19 protein-coding genes, 6 tRNA genes and 1 other annotated feature are annotated in these 21,060 nt (G+C 31.2%); all 25 genes read right to left on the reverse strand.

The annotated features are described in order from the left end of the window. Positions 1-54: 54 nt before the first annotated feature. On the reverse strand, positions 55-1,446 hold the full coding sequence (locus CLJU_RS20425; RefSeq protein ID WP_013240724.1) for a glycine--tRNA ligase: 1,392 nt from the start codon (positions 1,444-1,446) through the stop codon (positions 55-57). An 85-nt stretch (positions 1,447-1,531) separates the two neighbouring features. Next, positions 1,532-1,700: a binding site (T-box leader), on the reverse strand. 82 nt (positions 1,701-1,782) lie between these two features. Beyond that, positions 1,783-1,857 (reverse strand) — tRNA-Asn (locus tag CLJU_RS20430). A gap of 130 nt (positions 1,858-1,987) precedes the next feature. Next, on the reverse strand, positions 1,988-3,499 hold the full coding sequence (gene lysS, locus CLJU_RS20435; RefSeq protein WP_013240725.1) for a lysine--tRNA ligase: 1,512 nt from the start codon (positions 3,497-3,499) through the stop codon (positions 1,988-1,990). 16 nt (positions 3,500-3,515) lie between these two features. After that, on the reverse strand, positions 3,516-3,995 hold the full coding sequence (gene greA, locus CLJU_RS20440) for a transcription elongation factor GreA (protein WP_023162488.1): 480 nt from the start codon (positions 3,993-3,995) through the stop codon (positions 3,516-3,518). A gap of 169 nt (positions 3,996-4,164) precedes the next feature. Beyond that, positions 4,165-4,986: a hypothetical protein gene (locus CLJU_RS20445; protein ID WP_013240727.1), complete on the reverse strand. Its 822-nt coding sequence runs from the start codon at positions 4,984-4,986 to the stop codon at positions 4,165-4,167. 58 nt (positions 4,987-5,044) lie between these two features. Further along, a complete protein-coding gene (gene dusB / locus CLJU_RS20450) occupies positions 5,045-6,007 on the reverse strand; it encodes a tRNA dihydrouridine synthase DusB (RefSeq protein ID WP_013240728.1) in 963 nt (320 codons plus the stop codon). An 8-nt stretch (positions 6,008-6,015) separates the two neighbouring features. Beyond that, the gene (locus tag CLJU_RS20455) at positions 6,016-6,795 is read right to left on the reverse strand and encodes a type III pantothenate kinase (protein ID WP_013240729.1); all 780 of its coding nucleotides are present in this window, start codon (positions 6,793-6,795) and stop codon (positions 6,016-6,018) included. Between the two features lie 314 nt (positions 6,796-7,109). Continuing rightward, positions 7,110-8,918: an ATP-dependent zinc metalloprotease FtsH gene (gene ftsH, locus CLJU_RS20460; protein WP_013240730.1), complete on the reverse strand. Its 1,809-nt coding sequence runs from the start codon at positions 8,916-8,918 to the stop codon at positions 7,110-7,112. 82 nt (positions 8,919-9,000) lie between these two features. Then, the gene (gene hpt / locus CLJU_RS20465) at positions 9,001-9,546 is read right to left on the reverse strand and encodes a hypoxanthine phosphoribosyltransferase (RefSeq protein ID WP_013240731.1); all 546 of its coding nucleotides are present in this window, start codon (positions 9,544-9,546) and stop codon (positions 9,001-9,003) included. Further along, complete coding sequence (gene tilS / locus CLJU_RS20470; protein ID WP_013240732.1) at positions 9,533-10,939, reverse strand: tRNA lysidine(34) synthetase TilS; 1,407 nt, start codon at positions 10,937-10,939, stop codon at positions 9,533-9,535. Before tilS ends, hpt begins: the two co-directional genes overlap by 14 nt. A gap of 427 nt (positions 10,940-11,366) precedes the next feature. Continuing rightward, positions 11,367-13,754, reverse strand: coding sequence for a stage II sporulation protein E (gene spoIIE / locus CLJU_RS20475; protein ID WP_013240733.1), 2,388 nt, complete (start codon positions 13,752-13,754; stop codon positions 11,367-11,369). A 306-nt stretch (positions 13,755-14,060) separates the two neighbouring features. Next, positions 14,061-14,136: transfer RNA gene (locus tag CLJU_RS20480), tRNA-Met, on the reverse strand. A gap of 8 nt (positions 14,137-14,144) precedes the next feature. Beyond that, a tRNA-Leu gene (locus tag CLJU_RS20485) sits at positions 14,145-14,233 on the reverse strand. An 11-nt stretch (positions 14,234-14,244) separates the two neighbouring features. Further along, positions 14,245-14,321: transfer RNA gene (locus CLJU_RS20490), tRNA-Met, on the reverse strand. Between the two features lie 16 nt (positions 14,322-14,337). Then, positions 14,338-14,413: transfer RNA gene (locus CLJU_RS20495), tRNA-Met, on the reverse strand. 8 nt (positions 14,414-14,421) lie between these two features. After that, positions 14,422-14,510 (reverse strand) — tRNA-Leu (locus tag CLJU_RS20500). A gap of 130 nt (positions 14,511-14,640) precedes the next feature. Continuing rightward, entirely contained in the window at positions 14,641-15,051 is a 411-nt protein-coding gene (locus tag CLJU_RS20505) for a S1 domain-containing RNA-binding protein (RefSeq protein WP_013240734.1), read from the reverse strand. A gap of 186 nt (positions 15,052-15,237) precedes the next feature. Continuing rightward, on the reverse strand, positions 15,238-15,510 hold the full coding sequence (locus CLJU_RS20510; protein ID WP_013240735.1) for an FtsB family cell division protein: 273 nt from the start codon (positions 15,508-15,510) through the stop codon (positions 15,238-15,240). A gap of 127 nt (positions 15,511-15,637) precedes the next feature. Next, a complete protein-coding gene (yabQ, locus tag CLJU_RS20515; protein WP_013240736.1) occupies positions 15,638-16,048 on the reverse strand; it encodes a spore cortex biosynthesis protein YabQ in 411 nt (136 codons plus the stop codon). Between the two features lie 26 nt (positions 16,049-16,074). Further along, the gene (gene yabP, locus CLJU_RS20520; RefSeq protein WP_013240737.1) at positions 16,075-16,365 is read right to left on the reverse strand and encodes a sporulation protein YabP; all 291 of its coding nucleotides are present in this window, start codon (positions 16,363-16,365) and stop codon (positions 16,075-16,077) included. Positions 16,366-16,434: 69 nt separating this feature from the next. Continuing rightward, complete coding sequence (locus CLJU_RS20525) at positions 16,435-16,683, reverse strand: RNA-binding S4 domain-containing protein (RefSeq protein ID WP_013240738.1); 249 nt, start codon at positions 16,681-16,683, stop codon at positions 16,435-16,437. Between the two features lie 59 nt (positions 16,684-16,742). Next, positions 16,743-17,018, reverse strand: a complete 276-nt coding sequence (locus CLJU_RS20530) for an HU family DNA-binding protein (protein ID WP_013240739.1) — start codon at positions 17,016-17,018, stop codon at positions 16,743-16,745. A 280-nt stretch (positions 17,019-17,298) separates the two neighbouring features. Further along, complete coding sequence (yabN, locus tag CLJU_RS20535; protein ID WP_013240740.1) at positions 17,299-18,744, reverse strand: bifunctional methyltransferase/pyrophosphohydrolase YabN; 1,446 nt, start codon at positions 18,742-18,744, stop codon at positions 17,299-17,301. A 14-nt stretch (positions 18,745-18,758) separates the two neighbouring features. Continuing rightward, a complete protein-coding gene (locus CLJU_RS20540; protein WP_013240741.1) occupies positions 18,759-20,294 on the reverse strand; it encodes a putative polysaccharide biosynthesis protein in 1,536 nt (511 codons plus the stop codon). A 151-nt stretch (positions 20,295-20,445) separates the two neighbouring features. Continuing rightward, positions 20,446-21,003, reverse strand: coding sequence for a stage V sporulation protein T (gene spoVT / locus CLJU_RS20545; protein ID WP_013240742.1), 558 nt, complete (start codon positions 21,001-21,003; stop codon positions 20,446-20,448). Positions 21,004-21,060: the final 57 nt, after the last annotated feature.

The raw sequence follows: 21,060 nt of genomic DNA on the forward strand, positions 1-21,060 counted from the left end.
GTGTCATATAAATTTTCTCAAATTTATATGACACCTTTTTACTAAAACTGCACTTTAAAACTGCACTTTTTCTTGTATAAATGCCGATAATTCTTCTATTTTTATTCTAAACTGCTCCATGGTATCCCTATCTCTTACAGTAACAGTATTGTCATCCATTGTATCAAAATCTACTGTTATACAATAAGGCGTTCCAATTTCATCTTCTCTTCTATATCTCTTACCTATACTTCCTGCATCATCATACTCCACATTAAAATCTTTTCTTAAAATGTTGTATACTTCTAAAGCTTTTTCTGATAACTTTTTACTAAGAGGTAAAATAGCTGCTTTAAATGGAGCTATAGCAGGGTGAAAATGTAGTACTGTCCTTACATCTCCTCCTTCTAATTCTTCTTCATCATATGCATCAACTAAAAATGCAAGTACAGCTCTATCAGCTCCTACAGAAGGTTCTATACAGTATGGTATATATTTTTCCTTAGTTACCGTATCTAAATAAGTCATATCCTTACCAGAATGCTCTTGATGCTGTTTTAAATCATAATCCGTTCTATCTGCTACACCCCAAAGCTCGCCCCATCCAAATGGAAATAAATATTCAATATCAGAAGTGGCATTACTATAATGGGAAAGTTCCTCCTTATCATGATCTCTAAATCTTATATTTTCTTCTTTTATTCCAAGACTCAATAAGAAATTCCAGCAATACTTTTTCCAATAATCATGCCATTCTAAGTCAGTTCCCGGTTTACAGAAAAATTCAAGTTCCATCTGTTCAAATTCTCTAGTTCTAAAAGTAAAGTTTCCTGGAGTTATTTCATTTCTAAAAGATTTACCTATTTGTGCTATTCCAAAAGGTATCTTTTTTCTACTTGTTCTTTGAACATTTTTAAAATTTACGAATATCCCCTGTGCAGTTTCAGGTCTCAGATATATTTCTGATTTTGAATCCTCTGTAACTCCTTGAAATGTTTTAAACATAAGATTAAATTGTCTGATATCAGTAAAATTCTTCTTTCCACAGCTAGGGCAAACAATATTGTTGTCGTCTATGTATTTCTCTAATTTTTCATTGCTCCATCCATCAGCACTAGCCTTTTCTACTCCTTGTGCTGTCATATGTTCTTCTACCAACTTATCAGCTCTAAACCTAGCCTTGCATTCTTTACAATCCATAAGTGGATCAGAAAAGTTCCCCACATGACCTGAAGCTACCCAAACTTCATTATTCATAAGTATGGCACAGTCTATTCCTACATTATGTTCACTTTCATGAACAAACTTTTGCCACCAAACTTTCTTTACGTTATTTTTTAGTTCTACTCCAATAGGGCCATAATCCCATGTATTAGCAAGGCCCCCATATATATCTGACCCAGGATATACAAATCCTCTACTTTTAGCTAAAGCTACTACTTTATCCATAGTTTTTTCAAAAGACATTATTTTTTCCCCTTTCTATTTTAATTCATTACTTATTATTAAACATTAAATTGGGATTTTAAAATATAAAAAAAGAACCTGCCACATAAGGGACGAATTTTATTTCCGCGGTTCCACCCTCTTTAGCACAAGCTCATCTTTAAATACATAGTTAGCTCAAAAGTTCCTTCATAAATAAAATCCCAGTTGTTTACACCATCCACAACTTCTCTGTAGAGATTTACATTAATACTATTCTTTATCACAGCATATATTAATTTTTTCTATATAGTTTTCATCTTATCCTATTATCTTTAAATGTAAATAATAAGTCTTTAAATATTACAAAAAATGAAATGGCTCCGTGGAGAGGGCTCGAACCTCCAACCCTTCGGTTAACAGCCGAATGCTCAACCATTGAGCTACCACGGAATAACTTACATATAATATTATATCATGGGATTTTAAAAATGCAACATTTTTTTATTTTTTATGTAAAAACATTTTGAAGACCTATGGATTTTAACTGAAATTTCCTTAGGTCTTCAAACAAGTTATATACTTACTGCTGTTGATTTGGCTTCATTGTAGGAAATAATATAACATCCCTTATTGAAGTGGCATTCGTAAGGAACATTACAAGTCTATCTACTCCTATTCCCAAACCTCCAGTTGGAGGCATGCCTATCTCAAGTGCATTTAAGAAATCTTCATCCATCATATATGCCTCATCATCACCTAGTTCTCTTTCTTTTAGCTGCTGCATAAATCTTTCTCTCTGCACTATAGGATCATTTAGTTCTGAATATGCATTACATATTTCTCTTCCAAATATAAATCCTTCGAATCTTTCCGTAAACTTAGGATTTCCTCTTTTCTTTTTAGTAAGAGGTGATATTTCTACAGGATAATCCATTACAAAAGTAGGTTGAATAAACTTTTCTTCGCAAAATTCTTCAAACATAGCATCCAATATATCACCCTTTGAACAATCCTTCAGTTCCTTCTTTAATTCAATATGTTTTCCTTTAGCAATTTCTCTAGCTTCTTCATCGTCTTTCACTTCATCAAAATCTACATTTGCAAATTTTTTAACTGCTTCTACCATAGTAATTCTATTCCATGGTGGCTTAAAGTCTATTTCCGTATCTTCATAAACTACCTTTGTAGTACCAAGGACTTTCTCACATACATAGGCTATCATATTTTCAGTAATTTCCATCATATCGTTATAATCTGCAAAAGCTTCATATAATTCAATAGATGTGTATTCTGGATTGTGCCTTATATCCATACCTTCATTTCTAAAGCATTTACCTATTTCATATACTTTTTCAAAACCACCAACTATAAGTCTTTTAAGATATAGTTCTGTAGCAATTCTCAAATACATATCTATATCAAGTGCATTATGATGGGTTGTAAAAGGTTTTGCTGCAGCTCCTCCAGCTATTGACGAAAGTATTGGAGTCTCCACTTCTATGTAGTCCTTATTATCTAGGAATTCTCTTATTGACTTTATTATGGCAGTTCTCTTCAAGAAAGTATCTCTAACGTCACTGTTTATTATTAAATCCACATATCTCTGCCTATATCTCAAATCTGGATCTTTTAAGCCATGCCATTTTTCTGGAAGCGGTTTGAGAGACTTAGCTACCAGTTCAAAATCTGTAATATGAATTGATATTTCTTCTGTTTTAGTTTTAAATACCCTACCAGTTACAGATAAAATATCACCAATATCATAGGATTTGTACTCTTTTAATTTCTCTTCACCTACATCGTTTATCCTTATATATAACTGTATCTTTCCATATCTATCATACAAATCGGAAAATCCAGCTTTTCCATGAACTCTTTTCGAAATAAGCCTTCCTGCTACAGTTACATCTTTACCTTCTAAAGTATCATAGTTGTCCTTTACTTCTTTTGAAGTATGTGTCCTTTCTACTTTATATACGTCAAAAGGATCTTTTCCTGCTTCTTTAAGGTCTTCAAATTTTTGCAGTCTCTCCCTAATGAGCTCATTAGACTTTTCTTCTAGTGCATGTAATTTCTTTTCGTCTTTTGACATCAATGTTACCCTCCAATTATCTTCTTATACTAAGTATCTCGTACTTACTAACTCCATCTGGAACCTGTACTTCAACTATATCTCCAGCTTTTTTACCTACAAGTCCTTTACCTACTGGAGATTCATTGGATATTTTATTGTTAATTGGATCCGCTTCTGCAGAACCTACAATCAAATATTCTACTTCCTCATTAAAATCATAGTCCCTAACTTTTACAATAGATCCTATGCCTACTACTCCTGGCGGAATTTCTTCTTCATCTACTATAGTAGCATTTTTTAGCATATTTTCAAGTTGTACTATTCTTCCTTCTACAAATGCTTGTTCATTTTTAGCACTATCATACTCTGAATTTTCACTTAAATCTCCAAAAGAAAGTGCTACTTTAATCTTTTCCATAATTTCTCTTCTTTTAGCTGTTTTTAAATATTCTAATTCATCCTCAAGCTTTGTTATTCCTTCATAGGTCATTACATATTTTTTTGATCCACTCATTTAACTATCCCCTTTTAACAATTTATCTAAAATTCTTATAGATAACCCTATTAGCCATCAACGTGCTCTCTTTTACTCATACTAATTATTATTTAAGTAATTATAAAACAGCACTATTATAATGTCAACATTTTGAAAATTGAATTTTCATATTACAATTTCTTCTAGATTATAAAACTAGCATATCCTCATTAAATTTTATTTTATCAAGAAATATTCCATTATAGGATAAAGATTTTTCCACATTTTTTTCATTCATTTGACAAAGTATGGACCCTAAAAGTTCAAAAGATACTCCATTGTACTTACAATCCCATGGAACTTTATAACCAACATCGTTCACTATTACGCCTCCATTACTGGGTATATAACTATTATCTATATACCATACATATGCATCACTCTTTACAGTGATATTCTTAGAACTTATTACAAAATCTGCACTTTCAAAAGAAAACTTCATATCAGATGTAATTATGGGAGTTACTCCATAGTTAGCAATAATATATTGTCCAATATCATTAGTTTTCATAATATCTCTAGAAAGTAATATTATATTTTTAGCTTCTTTAGCCAAATAGCATATAGTATCAAATAAAATTCTCTCTGAAGCATCATAAACAACTATGCAACTATGTCTTATACTCTTTTTCTTAATTCTAAGTATAATTTTTAAACTCTTTATAATACTAAAAGCCATTAGTTCCCTTTGAAATTTATTGTATAAATTATAATCTAAATATCTATATACTTTAGGAGCTAGTTCCATATCTCTTATCCTTGATATCTTTTTCGCCCTTAGAATGTTACTATTATAAGACTCTATATTAATATTTGGCGGAAATTTAACATTTTTTATTTCTAATTTTAGTTCTTTTATAAAGATTTTTTCCTTCAATTTTAACCTAAATCTATCCTTAATTTTTCCCCAAAAGCTACTGTCATTATAGAATCTAATTTTTTGCGGTGTAGTATATAAAATCGATTTCACACTTTTCTTCCTGTTACATTGCTTACAGTAATATCCTATTCCCCTATTCTATTAAAAATTACAGCAAAGATTTATATTCATTTAAAATTTTAAATACATTTTCACTCTTTTTTTCACAATTTATTTTATCTTTTATCTCTTTACTATTTTTTAGTCCTTTTATATACCATGCTATATGCTTTCTCATTTCTCTTACAGCCCTATCTTCACCATTATAATATATTGCCCTTCTATAGTGTTCCATACACAAATTTATTTTTTCTAAAGGACTTGGAAATATAACTGGTTGATGATTTCTGATTTCACATATCTGTTTAAATATCCACGGATTTCCCATAGAACCTCTTCCAACCATTACCCCATCGCATCCTGTATTATTAAACAGTCTAATTGCATCTTCTGCTGTAAATACATCTCCATTTCCGATTACAGGAATGTTGACCTTTTTCTTTACTTGACTTATTATATCCCAATTTGCACTGCCATTATACATCTGTGTGCTAGTTCTACCATGAACAGTCACAGCATCAGCTCCTGATTGTTCCATAATTTGAGCAAAGTCCACTACATTTATATTATCAAAGTCAAATCCTATTCTCATTTTTACAGTAACCGGTTTTGCAGAAGCTTTTTTCACTTCTTTTACTATTTGAGAAGCAAGAGAAGAATTTTTCATAAGTGCAGATCCTTCTCCATTTTTTACTATTTTAGGAGCAGGACACCCCATGTTTATATCTATAATGGCGATATCTTCATTGCAATTAAAAAAATCACAAACTTTAGCCATTATAAGTGGATCACTTCCAAATATTTGAACACCTAAAGGCTTTTCTATAGAAGACACTTTGAGCATCTGTTTAGTTCTATCACTATCATAGAAAAGAGCTTTGGCACTTATCATTTCTGTATAGGTAAATCCGCACTTCATCTCTATGCACAATTCTCTAAAAGCCCTATCTGTAACTCCAGCCATAGGAGCTAAAACCACATTATCTTTCAATTCAAAATTTCCTATTTTCATCAAAGCACCTACTCTTTATTTTTGTCATAGATTATCTTAAGTCCCGTTAATGTCAATATAGAATCTATTTTATCTATAGACTTTGACTCCTCATTTATCAGTTTAGCAAGGCCACCTGTAGCTATTACAAAAGGTTCATCTTCTCCTAAATCTATCATTTCTTTTTTCATTTTCCCAACTATATAATCCACCTGACCTATATAACCATACACTATGCCAGATTGCATACTAGCAACTGTGTTTTTGCATATTACTTTTTGAGGCTTGGTTATTTCCACTCTTGGAAGTTTAGCTGCCTTTTCAACTAAAGCATCTGCAGATATTTTTATTCCAGGGCATATTACTCCCCCTAAATAATCTCCCTTTGCAGTAACTGCACAAAATGTAGTAGCTGTACCAAAATCTATTATAATTATAGATCTATTATACATTTCATGAGCTGCTACAGCATTCACTATTCTATCTGCCCCTACTTCTCTTGGGTTATCATACTTCACATTTATTCCAGTTTTTACTCCAGGTCCAACTATAATTGGAACTATTCCAAAATATATCATTATCATATGCTCTAATGAGTACATTATATTTGGAACTACAGAGGATATGATAACTCCTTTTATATCTGAAGGATCCAGTTTTTCATGTAAGAAAAGTTCCATTACTTGAATTCCATATTCATCTGCTGTCCTTTTAGAATCTGTAGACAATCTACATACTGAAATAAGTTTATTTTCATCATATACTCCTAAAACAATGTTAGTATTTCCTGCATCTAGAACTAGAATCATTAAACAACACCACCCTTCTAAATCGAAATAATAATGATTAATCCCATGATATACACAATTAAGGAGCAGCTTTGTAGCTGCCCCTATAAAACATCAATTTAAGTCAAAATAATAATTTAATTGTATCAATAAAATTTTATTTGTCAAGATTAAATTGCTATCATCCACTTTAAAGAAAATCATATACTCCAAAGGTTCTACAACTTTGGGATAGTCACTTTTATAGTATACATAGGAGTATTAGCACAAGTAGTGGTAATATAGAAAAAGTCCCTGCATACTATCACAGGAACTCTCTACTTAAATATATTCAATTAGGCTTGAGCAAATATTTCTTCAAATTCATTTGCTTCAAGTTTTTCTTTTTCTAAAAGCTGTTTTGCTACTGCATGAAGCTTATTTAAGTTATCTGAAAGAAGCTTTTCTGCTTTATCATAACTTTCATCTATTAATTTCCTTATTTCCTTATCTATCTCAAAAGCTACTTCTTCACTAAAGTTTCTACCCTTGCCTAAATCTCTACCTAAGAATACCTCATCATGTCCTGATCCAAATGCAATAGGACCTAAATCACTCATACCATAATCCATTACCATTTTTTTAGCTATAGTTGTAGCTCTTTCAATATCATTTTTGGCTCCAGTACTTATATCGCCTATAATCAATTTTTCTGCTACTCTTCCTCCTAGAAGACCCACAATTTCATCTTCCAGTTTTGACTTTGACATATAAGAACTGTCCTTCTCAGGAAGGTGCATGGTATATCCTCCTGCCATTCCTCTAGGTATTATACTTATCTGATGAACGGGATCTGAATTAGGTAAAAGTTTCATAACAACAGCATGACCTGCCTCGTGATATGCTGTAAGCTTTCTATCTTCCTCATCAATTACCCTACTCTTTTTTTCAGGTCCTGCTATTACTCTAGTTACTGCTTCTTCTAGCTCATCCATACCAATTAGTGTTTTACTCTTTCTAACTGCTAAAAGTGCAGATTCATTCATAAGATTTTCCAGATCTGCACCTGTAAATCCAGGTGTTCTTTTAGCTAATACATCTAACTTAACTTCATCTGATAAATGCTTATTTTTAGAGTGAACTTTAAGTATTTCTTCTCTTCCCTTAACATCAGGTGCACCTACAAGTATTTGCCTATCAAATCTTCCAGGTCTTAAAAGTGCAGGGTCTAATATATCAGGTCTATTTGTAGCAGCTATCATGATTATTCCTTCATTGACTCCAAATCCATCCATTTCAACTAAGAGTTGATTCAAGGTCTGTTCTCTTTCATCATGTCCTCCGCCAAGTCCAGCGCCTCTTTGTCTTCCAACTGCATCTATTTCATCTATAAAAACTATACAAGGTGAATTTTTTTTGGCTTGATCAAATAAGTCTCTAACTCTAGAAGCTCCTACACCAACAAACATTTCCACAAAATCTGAACCAGATATACTAAAAAACGGTACTCCAGCTTCACCAGATATAGCTTTAGCAAGAAGAGTTTTTCCTGTTCCTGGAGGTCCTACAAGTAAAACTCCTTTAGGTATCCTAGCTCCCATTTCTATATATCTTTTAGGTTGTTTTAAAAAGTCTACTATTTCTGCTAATTCTGCTTTTTCCTCTTCTGCTCCTGCAACGTCTGCAAAAGTAACTTTCTTCTTATTATTGTCTGGCGTGGCCATTTTAGCTCTGCTCTTTCCAAAATTCATCACATTACGATTTCCACCGCCACCTTGTGATTGCTGCATAAACATAAACCAAAATGCTACAAGCATAAGTATTAAAAGAACCGTTGGTAAATATTGTACCCACATAGGTATTGTTGCAGGTTTAGCATACATTTCTTGAACTTCACCATCTTTAGGATGCTGACCTATAAATTGAAATAATCTTTCAGATGGGACTACAGTCTCATATGCTGTTCCATTTTTTAAACTACCTTGAACTGTCATTTTATCTTCTCTAAGCTGAAAACTTTTTACATCATTACTTAACCAATACTTCTGAAAATCATTAAAACTAATAGATGTTGAACTTTCACCAGTTCTTACCAGCAACAATGCTGCAACTATCACTAATATAAAAACTACTGCCCAGGCCGTTGCACTTGAAAATTTTTTCATTAAAGGCCCCCCTCTCTTTCTAGTTTTATACTGTAAAATTGTATCATAATTAAAATTCCTTTACAATAAAATTTATTACTAATTATTTGTAAATTTCTTCTTTTAATATCCCAACATATGGGAAATTTCTATACTTTTCTGCATAGTCTAGGCCATATCCTACTAAAAAATAATCAGGCACTTCAAATCCTATGTATTTTGCATTGACGCTAACCTTTCTTCTATCGGCTTTATTTAAAAGACATGCTATTTCTACACTCTTAGCTTTTCTTCCCTTCAAGTAATCCACAAGATAGGCTAAGGTTATGCCTGAATCTATGATATCTTCTACTATTAATATGTGCTTATTCTCTATTTCAAAATCTAAATCTTTTAAAATTCTAACAACACCTGAGCTTTTCGTAGAATTTCCATAGCTTGAAACTGCCATAAAATCCATGCTACATGGAATAGTTATTTCTTTAAGCAAATCTGCCATAAATGGGACAGATCCTTTCAGAATACCTACAAGGAGCAAATCTTTTCCATCATAATCCTGACTTATTCTTTTCCCTATTTCCTTAACTTTCTTTTTAATCTTACCTTCATCAAGTAGTACTTCCTTGATATCTTCACTAATGTTGGTCATGCTTTCCTAGTTCCTCACTTTCAAATTTTATAGCTAAAATATTTCTAGTATTCTTATCAACTTTAAAAAGTTCGCTTATTCTATATCCAACAATCCATCCAATTTTGTCTCCAAAACATATGATAGGAATATCATTTCTTTTATCTTTTGATACTTTTAAATCTATAAACAGGTCTTTTAATTTCTTACTTCCAGTCATTCCAAGTGGTATAAACTTATCCCCTTCTCTCCTATTTCGTAATGTAACATCTCCTTCTATCTTATCATAATCAAAATACTGTACGAACTTATTTTTCTTACAATGTATATATTCTTTAGCTTCAACTAGCTCTATGTACACGGTAGATTTAATTGGGGAGATATTATTGCATCCAACTTGCAGTATATACTGCTTTTTATAATCTGATACAGCTTTTTTTGTATTTTTACTTATTATAATATTTCCATAGTCGTTTAAAACCAATACATTATTGGGAAGCATCTGTTCCTTACCTGTAGAATGTTTTTGAACTTCTATTATATTTAGAATATGAATTCTTTCAAAATCTTTTAAGTTTCCAGTTACAATTTTTAAGGACATTCTTATTATCCTACTTAATATTGCTTCCTTTTCTAAGAATGCCTCTTTAGATATTATAACCTTTTCTCCCTTTATGTCACAATGTTTTTTAAATTTTTCTTGTGAAATATAGCTTAAATATTCATTATCTATTTTTATTGTATCAGAAAATCTATTTAATACTTTAATTATATCTTTATTAAAGTTCTCCTGTATATATGGTATAAGTTGTAACCTTATTTTATTCCTAGAATATAAAGTTTCTAAATTAGTTTTATCAATTCTAGGATTAAGATTATTTAAGCTGCAGTATTTTTCAATTTCATCTCTAGTACTGCATATCAGAGGTCTAACATATATATTATCTCTTACAGGTCTTATTCCCACTAAACCGTCCAGCCCTGCACCCCGCATAATTCTCATTAAAATTGTTTCAGCCTGATCATTAGCATTATGGGCTATAGCTATTTTTTGAGCTTTTAACTCATCTTTAAGTTTTTCAAAAAAGCTATATCTTACTTTTCTTCCAGCACTCTCACAAGATATTCCTTCTTCCTGAGAAACATGATTTACATCTATTTTTAAGCTTTTAAATTGTATCTTCAAATTTTCACAAAACTTTTTTACATATTCTTCGTCTCCATCTGCATCTTTTCCTCTCAGACAGTGATTTACATGAGCTACACATAAAGTTATGTCTAATTTTTCTCTCAAAACATACAATATGTGTAATAGACATATCGAATCTGGTCCTCCCGATACAGCTACTATTACTTTATCTCCTCTATCAAACATTTTATTTTTTGTGATGGTATCTAATACAGATTCTATCAAAACAAACACTTCCTAAAAATTATTATTTTAGAAACAATACGCTAATTTATTATAACATAAATGAATTATTTTTTGTGCAAGAATGACATAAAAGCTATATTTAGACTGCCTACAGCACCAATTCACAATTCACAATTTCAGAAGATTTTTATCCGCCAGTATTATGAAAAATCTAAAAACTAAGTGGCGTAAACTAACAAAATTACGACATAATATTTTTAAAAAACAAAGTACAAAGTTCAAATATCAAATAAAGATAATTTTCTTCTTAACGTCAGAAAATATTAAAATTATAGATTTCCTGAGGTACGAGGGAAAACATCTTTATCTGTTCTTTGTTATTTGAACTTTGCTATTTTCAAAAGCTTTGCTTCACAATGTTTTTAAACTGTAAACGTTGAATACTCAAAGATAATACCTATCTCCTTTAATAAAGGCTGTATACCTTTTCTACTATTGCTGTCATATCATCTTTTGCCTTCCCTCCAGAAAGTTCTTTTGCTTTATCAGTAATTTTCTTGCACATTTCCTTAGGATCAGTGCAATCTAATTCTTTTAGGAATTCTATCATCCAATATAAATTTCCTGCTGCCTCACTTTCATAATCAATCACTCCATCGCTTACCATTATTAGGAAGTCCCCATTCATTATTTTGTTATTACTAATGTCCACGTCCACTTTATCTAATATTCCTATAGGAAGTGTTTTTGATTTTATTACTATAACATCCTCCCCTCTTTTTATAAAACTAGCCGCTGCTCCTACTTTCATAAAATCTACTTCGCCTTTATATAAATCCACACTGCTTAAATCTAATGTGGAAAACTTCTCATCTTCAGTAAATTTTATACCCATTATAGAATTTACCGTATTGATAGCTGTCATTTTATTGAAACCCGCACTTGTAAATTCCTTTATAAGTTCAACAGATGCACTACTTTCCTGTCCTGCCTGAGGGCCTGAACCCATTCCATCACTTATAATCGTCATATATGTTCCATCTGGCAATTTTCCAAAGCTATAACTGTCACCATTACATTTTTCACCATCCTTACAAACTCTACTCACATAAGCTGCTATATGATATTTAGGCGTTTCTTCAAAAGTTATACTACAGCTATCCATAGAAGAATTTATATTACATCCGTCTTCACTTACACACATTAATTTTTTAGTTACATTGTTTATAAGTGGAAGTATATTTTTAACACACTCCTGTTTGCCGCCGCAAGCTTCCATAGATAAGTTTACAACTAAGTGTCCCTTTTTATTATTAAAACAAAACACATCTTTATAATGTATGTTGCTTTTGTTTAGAATTCTTCGTATATCATTTTCCACCTCAGGATTGAACTTCATATTTAAGTTAAAATCTTCTACTATATCACCTATAGTTTTTCCCATATTCTTTATTTGGGATGCTAGTAATTCTCTACATTCACTGAGTCTGTTCTTTCTCATTTCACTTACAATATAATTATTTACAATCTCTTCCGTATTTTTTATAAGTACCGTTCTTTTAGTACATTTTCTTTGAAGTTCCCCTGGCATATGTTTTTTGTTATCCTCGTAATTTTGTATTAATTCTGCAAAAGCATTATAAGTATAAAAAGCTTCTCTGTTCCAACACATGTGCTTCATATCGCAATCAGAACACACTCTATCTGCCAAATTTTCTATAAGTGCACTACTTTTATTTTTCAAAGCAAGCTTATCATTATCTGCCAATTTAGCCAAAACAACTGACATGTTATTAAGTACTTTAGAAAAGCTATCAAATTTATGTGAAAAAATAGATTTGATTTTACCTGCATAATTTTCTTTTAAATGCTCCTGCTTCTTTTCCCAGTCTAACTCCATTTCTATTTTTTTGTATATTTTCTGAGGTATTACAAAAAATATACAACAACTTATAATTATTTCTATTATTTTAAATTCTGTTCCTATATTAGAATACATCTTTAGTACCATAAATCCTATAATATAAGCGCTTCCGCTCATCCACTTACCTGTTTCCCTAAACACACCTGATATAAGTCCACATAATCCATAAACTGAAATATATATCATCATATCGCTAGAGGTAACTCCTATTATAGTTCCCATGGCTACACCAGCGGCTGCCCCCGATGGACTTCCCTTTACATAACCTAATATAAGTATAAAACCTAGTGCTATTATATTTCTAAAAGATACTTCATGTATACTCATTCCCCAAGTTCCTGCTATAATCAAAGATGCAGTTATAGACATACTAATTATTTCCTCACTGCTGTATAAATGTCTAGTTTTTAATTTTTTTAAGCATAATATAGAATAATTAATAATAAAATATATTGGAAAGATACACATAACTTCAAAAACAGAATTAAAAGCAGCTACCCCAACAGTTAATTTCAATATTAAAAACTTATAAGCAAAAAACTCTATTAATGCAGCAGAAAATAATAATACTAACTTCTTTTTTGCACTAATGTTATTTAATATATGATTTAAAGTTGCTAATGTTACAATTACTATACAATATACAGGAAGATATTTAATATTTCCATACATTGAAATATACCCTAATAGTGTTCCCAACGCAGCAATCAGGGAAGGTTTTCGTTTTTCACATTCTGCTATTGATATAAAAAAGGCTATTCCAAAGGGTGCCATAAGATTTACCATCATAACCCTTCCAACTAAAAAACCTGCTAGGAAATAAAATATTATTTGAATTGTTTTTGTTATATCCCTGGCTTCATGGTTTTTTTCTTCATTCTTTAGCTTTTCTGTCCTTTGATAAGGAAATACCTCTGCTCCATATTGCATATAATACCACCCACCTTATAAAATTACTGCTTACATTATAGCAGTAATTTCTGGAAATAAATGTCATAACGTGAGATACCCCTATATTTTTTTTAGGACATTAATTTTATTTTTTTTTCATAATTTTTATTTTATACATACACTAAAAACTAGTTATCCTATTTTATCCACAATGTTAATAAGTTTGTGATTTTGATAATTTTAGAAAGGTATACTGTAACCCGATTAGACTTTAGCCATTATTAAGAACTTCAATGGCAAGTAAATTAGAAACTAAAAAAAACTTGCAATATATGCAAGTTTCTGTGGTTGCGGGGGAAGGACTTGAACCTCCGACCTTCGGGTTATGAGCCCGACGAGCTACCAGCTGCTCCACCCCGCGGCATTAATTGGTGCTGAAGACCGGAATCGAACCGGTACGGGTTTTAAAGCCCGCAGGATTTTAAGTCCTGTGCGTCTGCCTGTTCCGCCACTCCAGCACATCATCAATTGGTAGCGGAAATAGGACTTGAACCTACGACACTTCGGGTATGAACCGAATGCTCTAGCCAGCTGAGCTATTCCGCCATGTTATATATTTCTGTGGTTGCGGGGGAAGGACTTGAACCTCCGACCTTCGGGTTATGAGCCCGACGAGCTACCAGCTGCTCCACCCCGCGACATTAATTGGTGCTGAAGACCGGAATCGAACCGGTACGGGTTTTAAAGCCCGCAGGATTTTAAGTCCTGTGCGTCTGCCTGTTCCGCCACTCCAGCAAAATATATACACAACAAATTGACGACATATATTATTATATATGGTACTAACTATATTGTCAACTAATTTTTAAAAATTTCTATAAATAAAATTTAAAAAGAGGCTAAACAGCCTCTTTAGGTAATCCTACTAGTAATTAGAAGATTTTTTGTATCCTTTGCCTTTTGCATCTTGATGTTTCTTTATATCTTGGAATCTTTCTTCACTATCTTTTAAAAACTTAGATAATCTATCTTCAAAATTACCTTGATTTTGCTTAGTTTTTTCTTTTTGCCAATCTATTTCCATAGGTCTAACACTCTTTTTATCAAGTCCAGCCTGTTTTATAGATAAACTAATTTTTCCATTGTCATCAATAGAAATTACCTTAACTTTTACTTTGTCCTTTTCCTTTAAATAATCTCGTATATTCTTAACATAAGTGTCTGACACCTCAGATATATGCACTAACCCAGTTTTACCTTCAACATCTACAAAAGCTCCAAAACTAGTAATGTTAACTACTGTACCCTCTAGTATGCTTCCTGCCTTTAAGGTCATATTAAAAAAACTCCTCCTTAAAAAATAATACTATATAATATAAACTTCTTCTCTTTTAACAGAGTAGGACTTCTTGGATCTTGCCCAAAAATCTTTGCTACATCCACAACCACTTATCCTCCATAATCTCAACAGGCATAATTTCAAAAAACCTGTTATAGTTTTCTATTACAGCATAACTGGTAATTAGTTTTTATTGTCTATTACAGGAGTTTCGCCTTGCTTAATAAGACCTAATTTTTCTCTAGCTAATTTTTCTATATACACATTAGAATTAGACATTTTAACCTCTTCCTGTAATTTTTGATTTTTATATTTACCCCTCTGCTCTTCCATCTTTTTTTCACTTATCTGTTTATTTATGTTTTGCATAGTTAATTGCTGACTTATAAAAATATAGCCTATATATAGAACTATTAATAAAAAGATTATATTTTTCCACTTGATTTTTATTTTCATTAATAATCACCGATTCTCCCACTAACGATTTACGTTTCTATATACTCATTCTATTAACTATTGCCTTCCTCGATTTATCATAGCACATCTCACTTATATTGTAATTTGATTTTTGATTTTCTTCAAGCTAATTTTTATACTTTTTTTTATTTTTTCTTTTAACACTATAAATAAGGTATTGAAAAGGATATATTATTATATATATAAATACCCTAAATAATCTTCCCAATACTTTGAAGAATTTATTATGTAATTCTATAAGAAAATTGCTGAAAAACTTCAAATATAAACATATACCTATACCTAATAAGATATACACATACATTCCCATATAGGCATAGTTTGTATACATTAAAAATATAAATACAATTATGGCTGTAAATACCCAAAATAGAGTATCCTCGATAAACGTTATTATCTTATTTAAATCTTTAAACCCTCTTATTAGTCTGTAAAAATCAAATAATATTCCCGTTATTATTCCTGCTGTAAGGCTAAATATTATAAGTCGAATTTGAGTACTTATTGATATAATCATACTAATCCTTTCATGGTAACGTGATTTTATTTAAACATCTTTGATATTAAACTTTGGTTCCTTTTTTTCGACTTATTATTAGTATATACACAAGAATTTACCATACCAACTATAACTACATCTCCATTTTGTACATCTAACTTATTCATCTTTAAACTTTTGCCTTTAATATTGAGGGTTCCAAGATTAGTATTTAAAACTATTTGATCTTCATTAAAACTTACTACTTCAATAACACCAGTTAACATTAACTTTCTTCTATTTTCAAGACTTAATAAGCTTTTCTTATCTTCTACACTTATTTCTTTTTTCTCCATAAAACATCCCCTCCACCTATAATAAATATATGTAGCCATTGGGGATTATATTACTTTCTATTTTAAATCTTATTCAGTTGAAATTATCCTATACATACTTTGAACGTTTTCTTTTGTAACATGAGCTGCAATATTTAAGATTTCTGCCTTTAAACACTTATTGGCATATTTGATTTCTATTATATCCCCTTCTTTGACTTCAACACTAGGTTTGGCCACTTTTCCATTTATAGCAACCCTTCCACCTTCACATGCTTCTTTTGCTACAGTTCTTCTTTTTATTATTCTAGATACTTTAAGGTATTTATCTAATCTCATACAAACTCCCCTTTAAAACAGAAAACCTAGATTTTCACCCAGGCTTTCTGAAAAATACATTATTTATTTACTCTATCTTTAAACTCTTTACCAGCTTTAAATACAGGAACTGTTGATTCAGGTATTTTTATTTCTTCCTTAGTTCTAGGATTTCTTCCAATTCTTTCAGCTCTTTTTCTTGTTTCAAAGGTTCCAAACCCTACTAATTGAACTTTATCTCCCTTTTCCAATGTTTCTTCTACACTTTCTATAAACCCTTTAAGAGCTGCCTCTACATCTTTTTTTGTTAATTTTGACTTTTCTGCTATACCTGCTATTAATTCTGATTTATTCACTTTTTTTACCTCCTCTAATTTTCATAGATAAATGTGTACAAATATTCACAAATATCTTTACGGCTAATTTTCGGTCATCATTAACCAAGTTTTTCTAATTAAGCTTTTGAAAGCAATAAATATTGTATACTATTCAAAAATTTTTAGCAACTTACTATGTAATTATATATACTTAAAAATATTCATCACTTTCTAATCCATTGAATATACTTATATGGATATAGTAGCATATTCTGCATTAATTAAAAAATTCCTTCTTTTTGCATATAAAAAATTAAATTTATATATTTTTAGCCTTTTCCCAGAGTTCATCCATTTCATTTAATGTCATGTCTTCCATATCCAGTCCTTTCTCTCTGGCACACTTCTCTATATATGCAAAACGATTTATAAATTTCTCTATAGTATAATTTAATGCAAATTCAGGGTCAATGTCAAGGAATCTGGCTACATTTACACAAGCAAATATTAAATCTCCTATTTCTTCTACTATTTTTGCCCTTTCCTTACTTTTATATACATCCTTTACTTCATAATATTCCTCTAATACTTTATCTAATGCACATTCAACTTTGTCCCAGTCAAATCCAACCTTAGCAGCTTTTTTTTGAACTTTAGAAGCTCTCATCAAGGCAGGTAAAGCTTGTGCAACATGTCTAAGTTCATCTGTATGAGTTTTAAGCCCTTGCTCCTTTTTCTTTAAAGCATCCCAGTTTGTTAGCACCTCCTCTGAATTATTTACCTCTATATCTCCAAATACATGTGGATGTCTCTTTATCATTTTATCACATACACCATTGATTACATCATTAATATTAAAAAATCCTTCTTCTTTTCCTATTTGAGAATGGAAAACTATTTGAAATAATACATCTCCTAGTTCCTCCGTCAGTTCCACATCATCCTTTTTATTTATAGCTTCTAGTACCTCATAGCTCTCTTCTATAAGATATTTTTTTAGACTCTCATGGCTTTGTTCTTTATCCCAAGGACAACCTTCTTGACTTCTTAATTTCTCCATTACATCTAATAAATCTTTTAAATCATATTTGCACTCTAAATCTTTAGGTATATAAATTGATGTCAAATAGTCTATATCCTCTTGTCTGTCCAGCTCATACAATTTTATTTTTCTTATACTTTCACTATCCTTAACTCCTGCAGCTCTTATAAAATATATGTCTGCATCGTCTCTATAATAATCCATAAGACTTAATTTCACTTCAGATGCAATTAACCTATCGTATACTTGAGTTATTATAGTACCTACCCTTTTATCTAATGTTTCGTGTTTTATATCAAAAGCATCTATTATTTTTATTCCTTCAATAACATCTATGTTTAACTTCTCTGCAATAACATCTATAAAGCTAACTGATGGTATCATATCCACATCTACGGAATTTTGTTTACACAATTTTAACAATAATTTTACAGATTTTTCTGCTACCAGGGGATGTCCTGGTACTGCATAAATTATTTGATGAAAACTTTTTTCTTTTAATATTAAATCTTCTGCTATGGATCTATATACATCTTCAAATTTTTGTTTTTTTTCATATAGATGATCATACGTTTCAAAATTTATACCCAATTGTCTTAAGTAACCCACAGTAGGATGTTTCTCCGTCCTCAAATATACTTTATTCACATCCTTCAGTGCATTAACAGCACCTATTGTAAGGGATTCTATGGATCCTGGCCCCAGACCTACTACCTTAATCATTTGTAAATCCTCCTTTATTTTTTTAAGAATCTCCTTTTTATATAACTGTATTTGAATATTCCAAATATAACTATGATTGGTACATATATAATCACACCAGCAATTACAGCTAAAAAACAAGCTATTCTACTATTCATGCTATAATTATAGACATACAAATATATAATTACAACAGCTGCCATCATAAAAATGGATGCAAATGCGGGTTTAACCATAGTTTCAAAATAATTTACACGAATTTTTAATTTCCTGCTTAAAAATATTATGTTTAAAATACAGGTCGCAATATATCCTCCTATACTTCCTAAAACTGCCCCATAAATATTTATATGAGGTATTGGCACAAGAAATAGGGTTATAACTACCTTTATAATGCATCCTAACGCCAAATTAGCTACAGGTCTAACATAATGTCCAATGCCCTGAAGCACAGCTGTAGATGTCTGAACAAGTACAATAAAAGGAATAGACAATGCTGAATATTGAAGTATATCAAATCCTGCAGATTGACCTGGGAAAATCAAATCCAGAATAGGGTGTGCTAGGACATATAATCCAATGGTAGATGGAATTGCAATAACCATAGAAATTTTAAAAGATAAATCCACTTTATTTATGACATCAACTTTTCTATTTAATATATACGATTCTGCAATTATTGGCATCAAAGAAGCACATAGCGCTGAAGATATTGTTAGTGGTATATTTATAAGCACAAATGCCTTTCCAGTAAGCTGTCCATATAATATAGCAGCTTCCCTATATGTAAATCCAGCCTCCAATAATTTCTGAGGTACCAAAGCTGAATCTATAAGACTCATTATACTGCTAACTGCTGCTCCTAGAGATACTGGAATAGCTATGTACAGTAATTTACTCAGTACATCCTTATTATCTGCAACTTTAAATACGTTTATTTCTTTTCTTACATAAACATACTTTACTATTAAATATATACCGCCAAATAGTCCTCCTGCTGCTGCCCCCAATGCTGCTCCTCCTGCGGAATACTCTATACCTTTAGGCAATAGCAAATATGCCAATCCCACTCCTACTATTACTCTGCCTATTTGTTCTATAATTTGAGATGCAGCTGTATAATTCATATTTTGAAGTCCTTGGAAAAATCCTCTGAAAGCACTCATTATGGATATAAATATAGGTGCAAATGCAATGGCAATTAAAGAATAGTAAGATTTTCTATCCCACTTCAAAAAATGTATAATTGGATTTGAAAATATAAGTAGTATAGCTGTAAACCCTGTTCCTAAAATAACCATTAAGAGTATAGATTTTCTAAGTACTTGAATTACCCCTTCATGATCTCCAATGGCATTTCTCTCCGATACCATCTTTGACACCGCTACAGGTATACCTGAAGCTGCAGCAATAAAAAACATATAAAGCGGAAATGACATTTGATAGTAACCCACTCCCTCATCTCCAATAAGCATTTGAAGTGGCCATCTAAAAAATAGTCCTAAGAATTTTGACAATATACCCGCTGCCCCTAATACAAAAGTGCCTTTTATAAGGGATTGTTTTTTCATAAAAATACCTCCGAACGCTATAATTGCAAACAATTTGTTCCATGTTTATAATTATTTAAAACTCGAAGGTATTATTACTTTAAATGAATATTTTTTAAATTATAGTCAATAATGTCAACAGAATATAAATGGCAGCTAATGCTGCCATTATCTATTGTTCCATTTGTTTGCCTAAAAAGGATGATGCAGTTTCAGCTAGCTTTATCTCCATATCTCCAAAGTTAGCTTTTTCTTTAGATACTATTATTACAGCTCCAATTGCATCACCTCCTGCTATTATAGGGCATATAATTTGAGCTGAGTACTTACCCTGTACATCCTCATCATCATACAAAGGAATAATTCCATCTTCATCCTTATCCCCAGCTATGGAAACCGTTTTTCTATTATCTATTAACTTTTCTAGTTCATTACTTATCTTTTTTCCCATATATTCTTTTTTAGGTATACCGCTAATTGACACCATGCTGTCTTTATCACATATCATAATTATATTTCCTATAGTTTGTTGAAGTGATTCTGTATATCCTTTTGAAACATCACTAAGTTCTCCAATAGGGGAATATTTTTTTAATATAACCCCACCTTCTCTATCGGTAAATATCTCAAGAGGATCTCCTTCTCTTATTCTAAGAGTTCTTCTTATTTCTTTTGGTATGACAACTCTACCTAAGTCATCTATACGTCTAACAATTCCTGTTGCTTTCATACTATAATTCCTCCTATAAAATATAATATATAACTTGTATTATTATTATCTTTCTAA

Source organism: Clostridium ljungdahlii DSM 13528 (assembly GCF_000143685.1).
Classification (GTDB): Bacteria; Bacillota; Clostridia; order Clostridiales; family Clostridiaceae; genus Clostridium_B; species Clostridium_B ljungdahlii.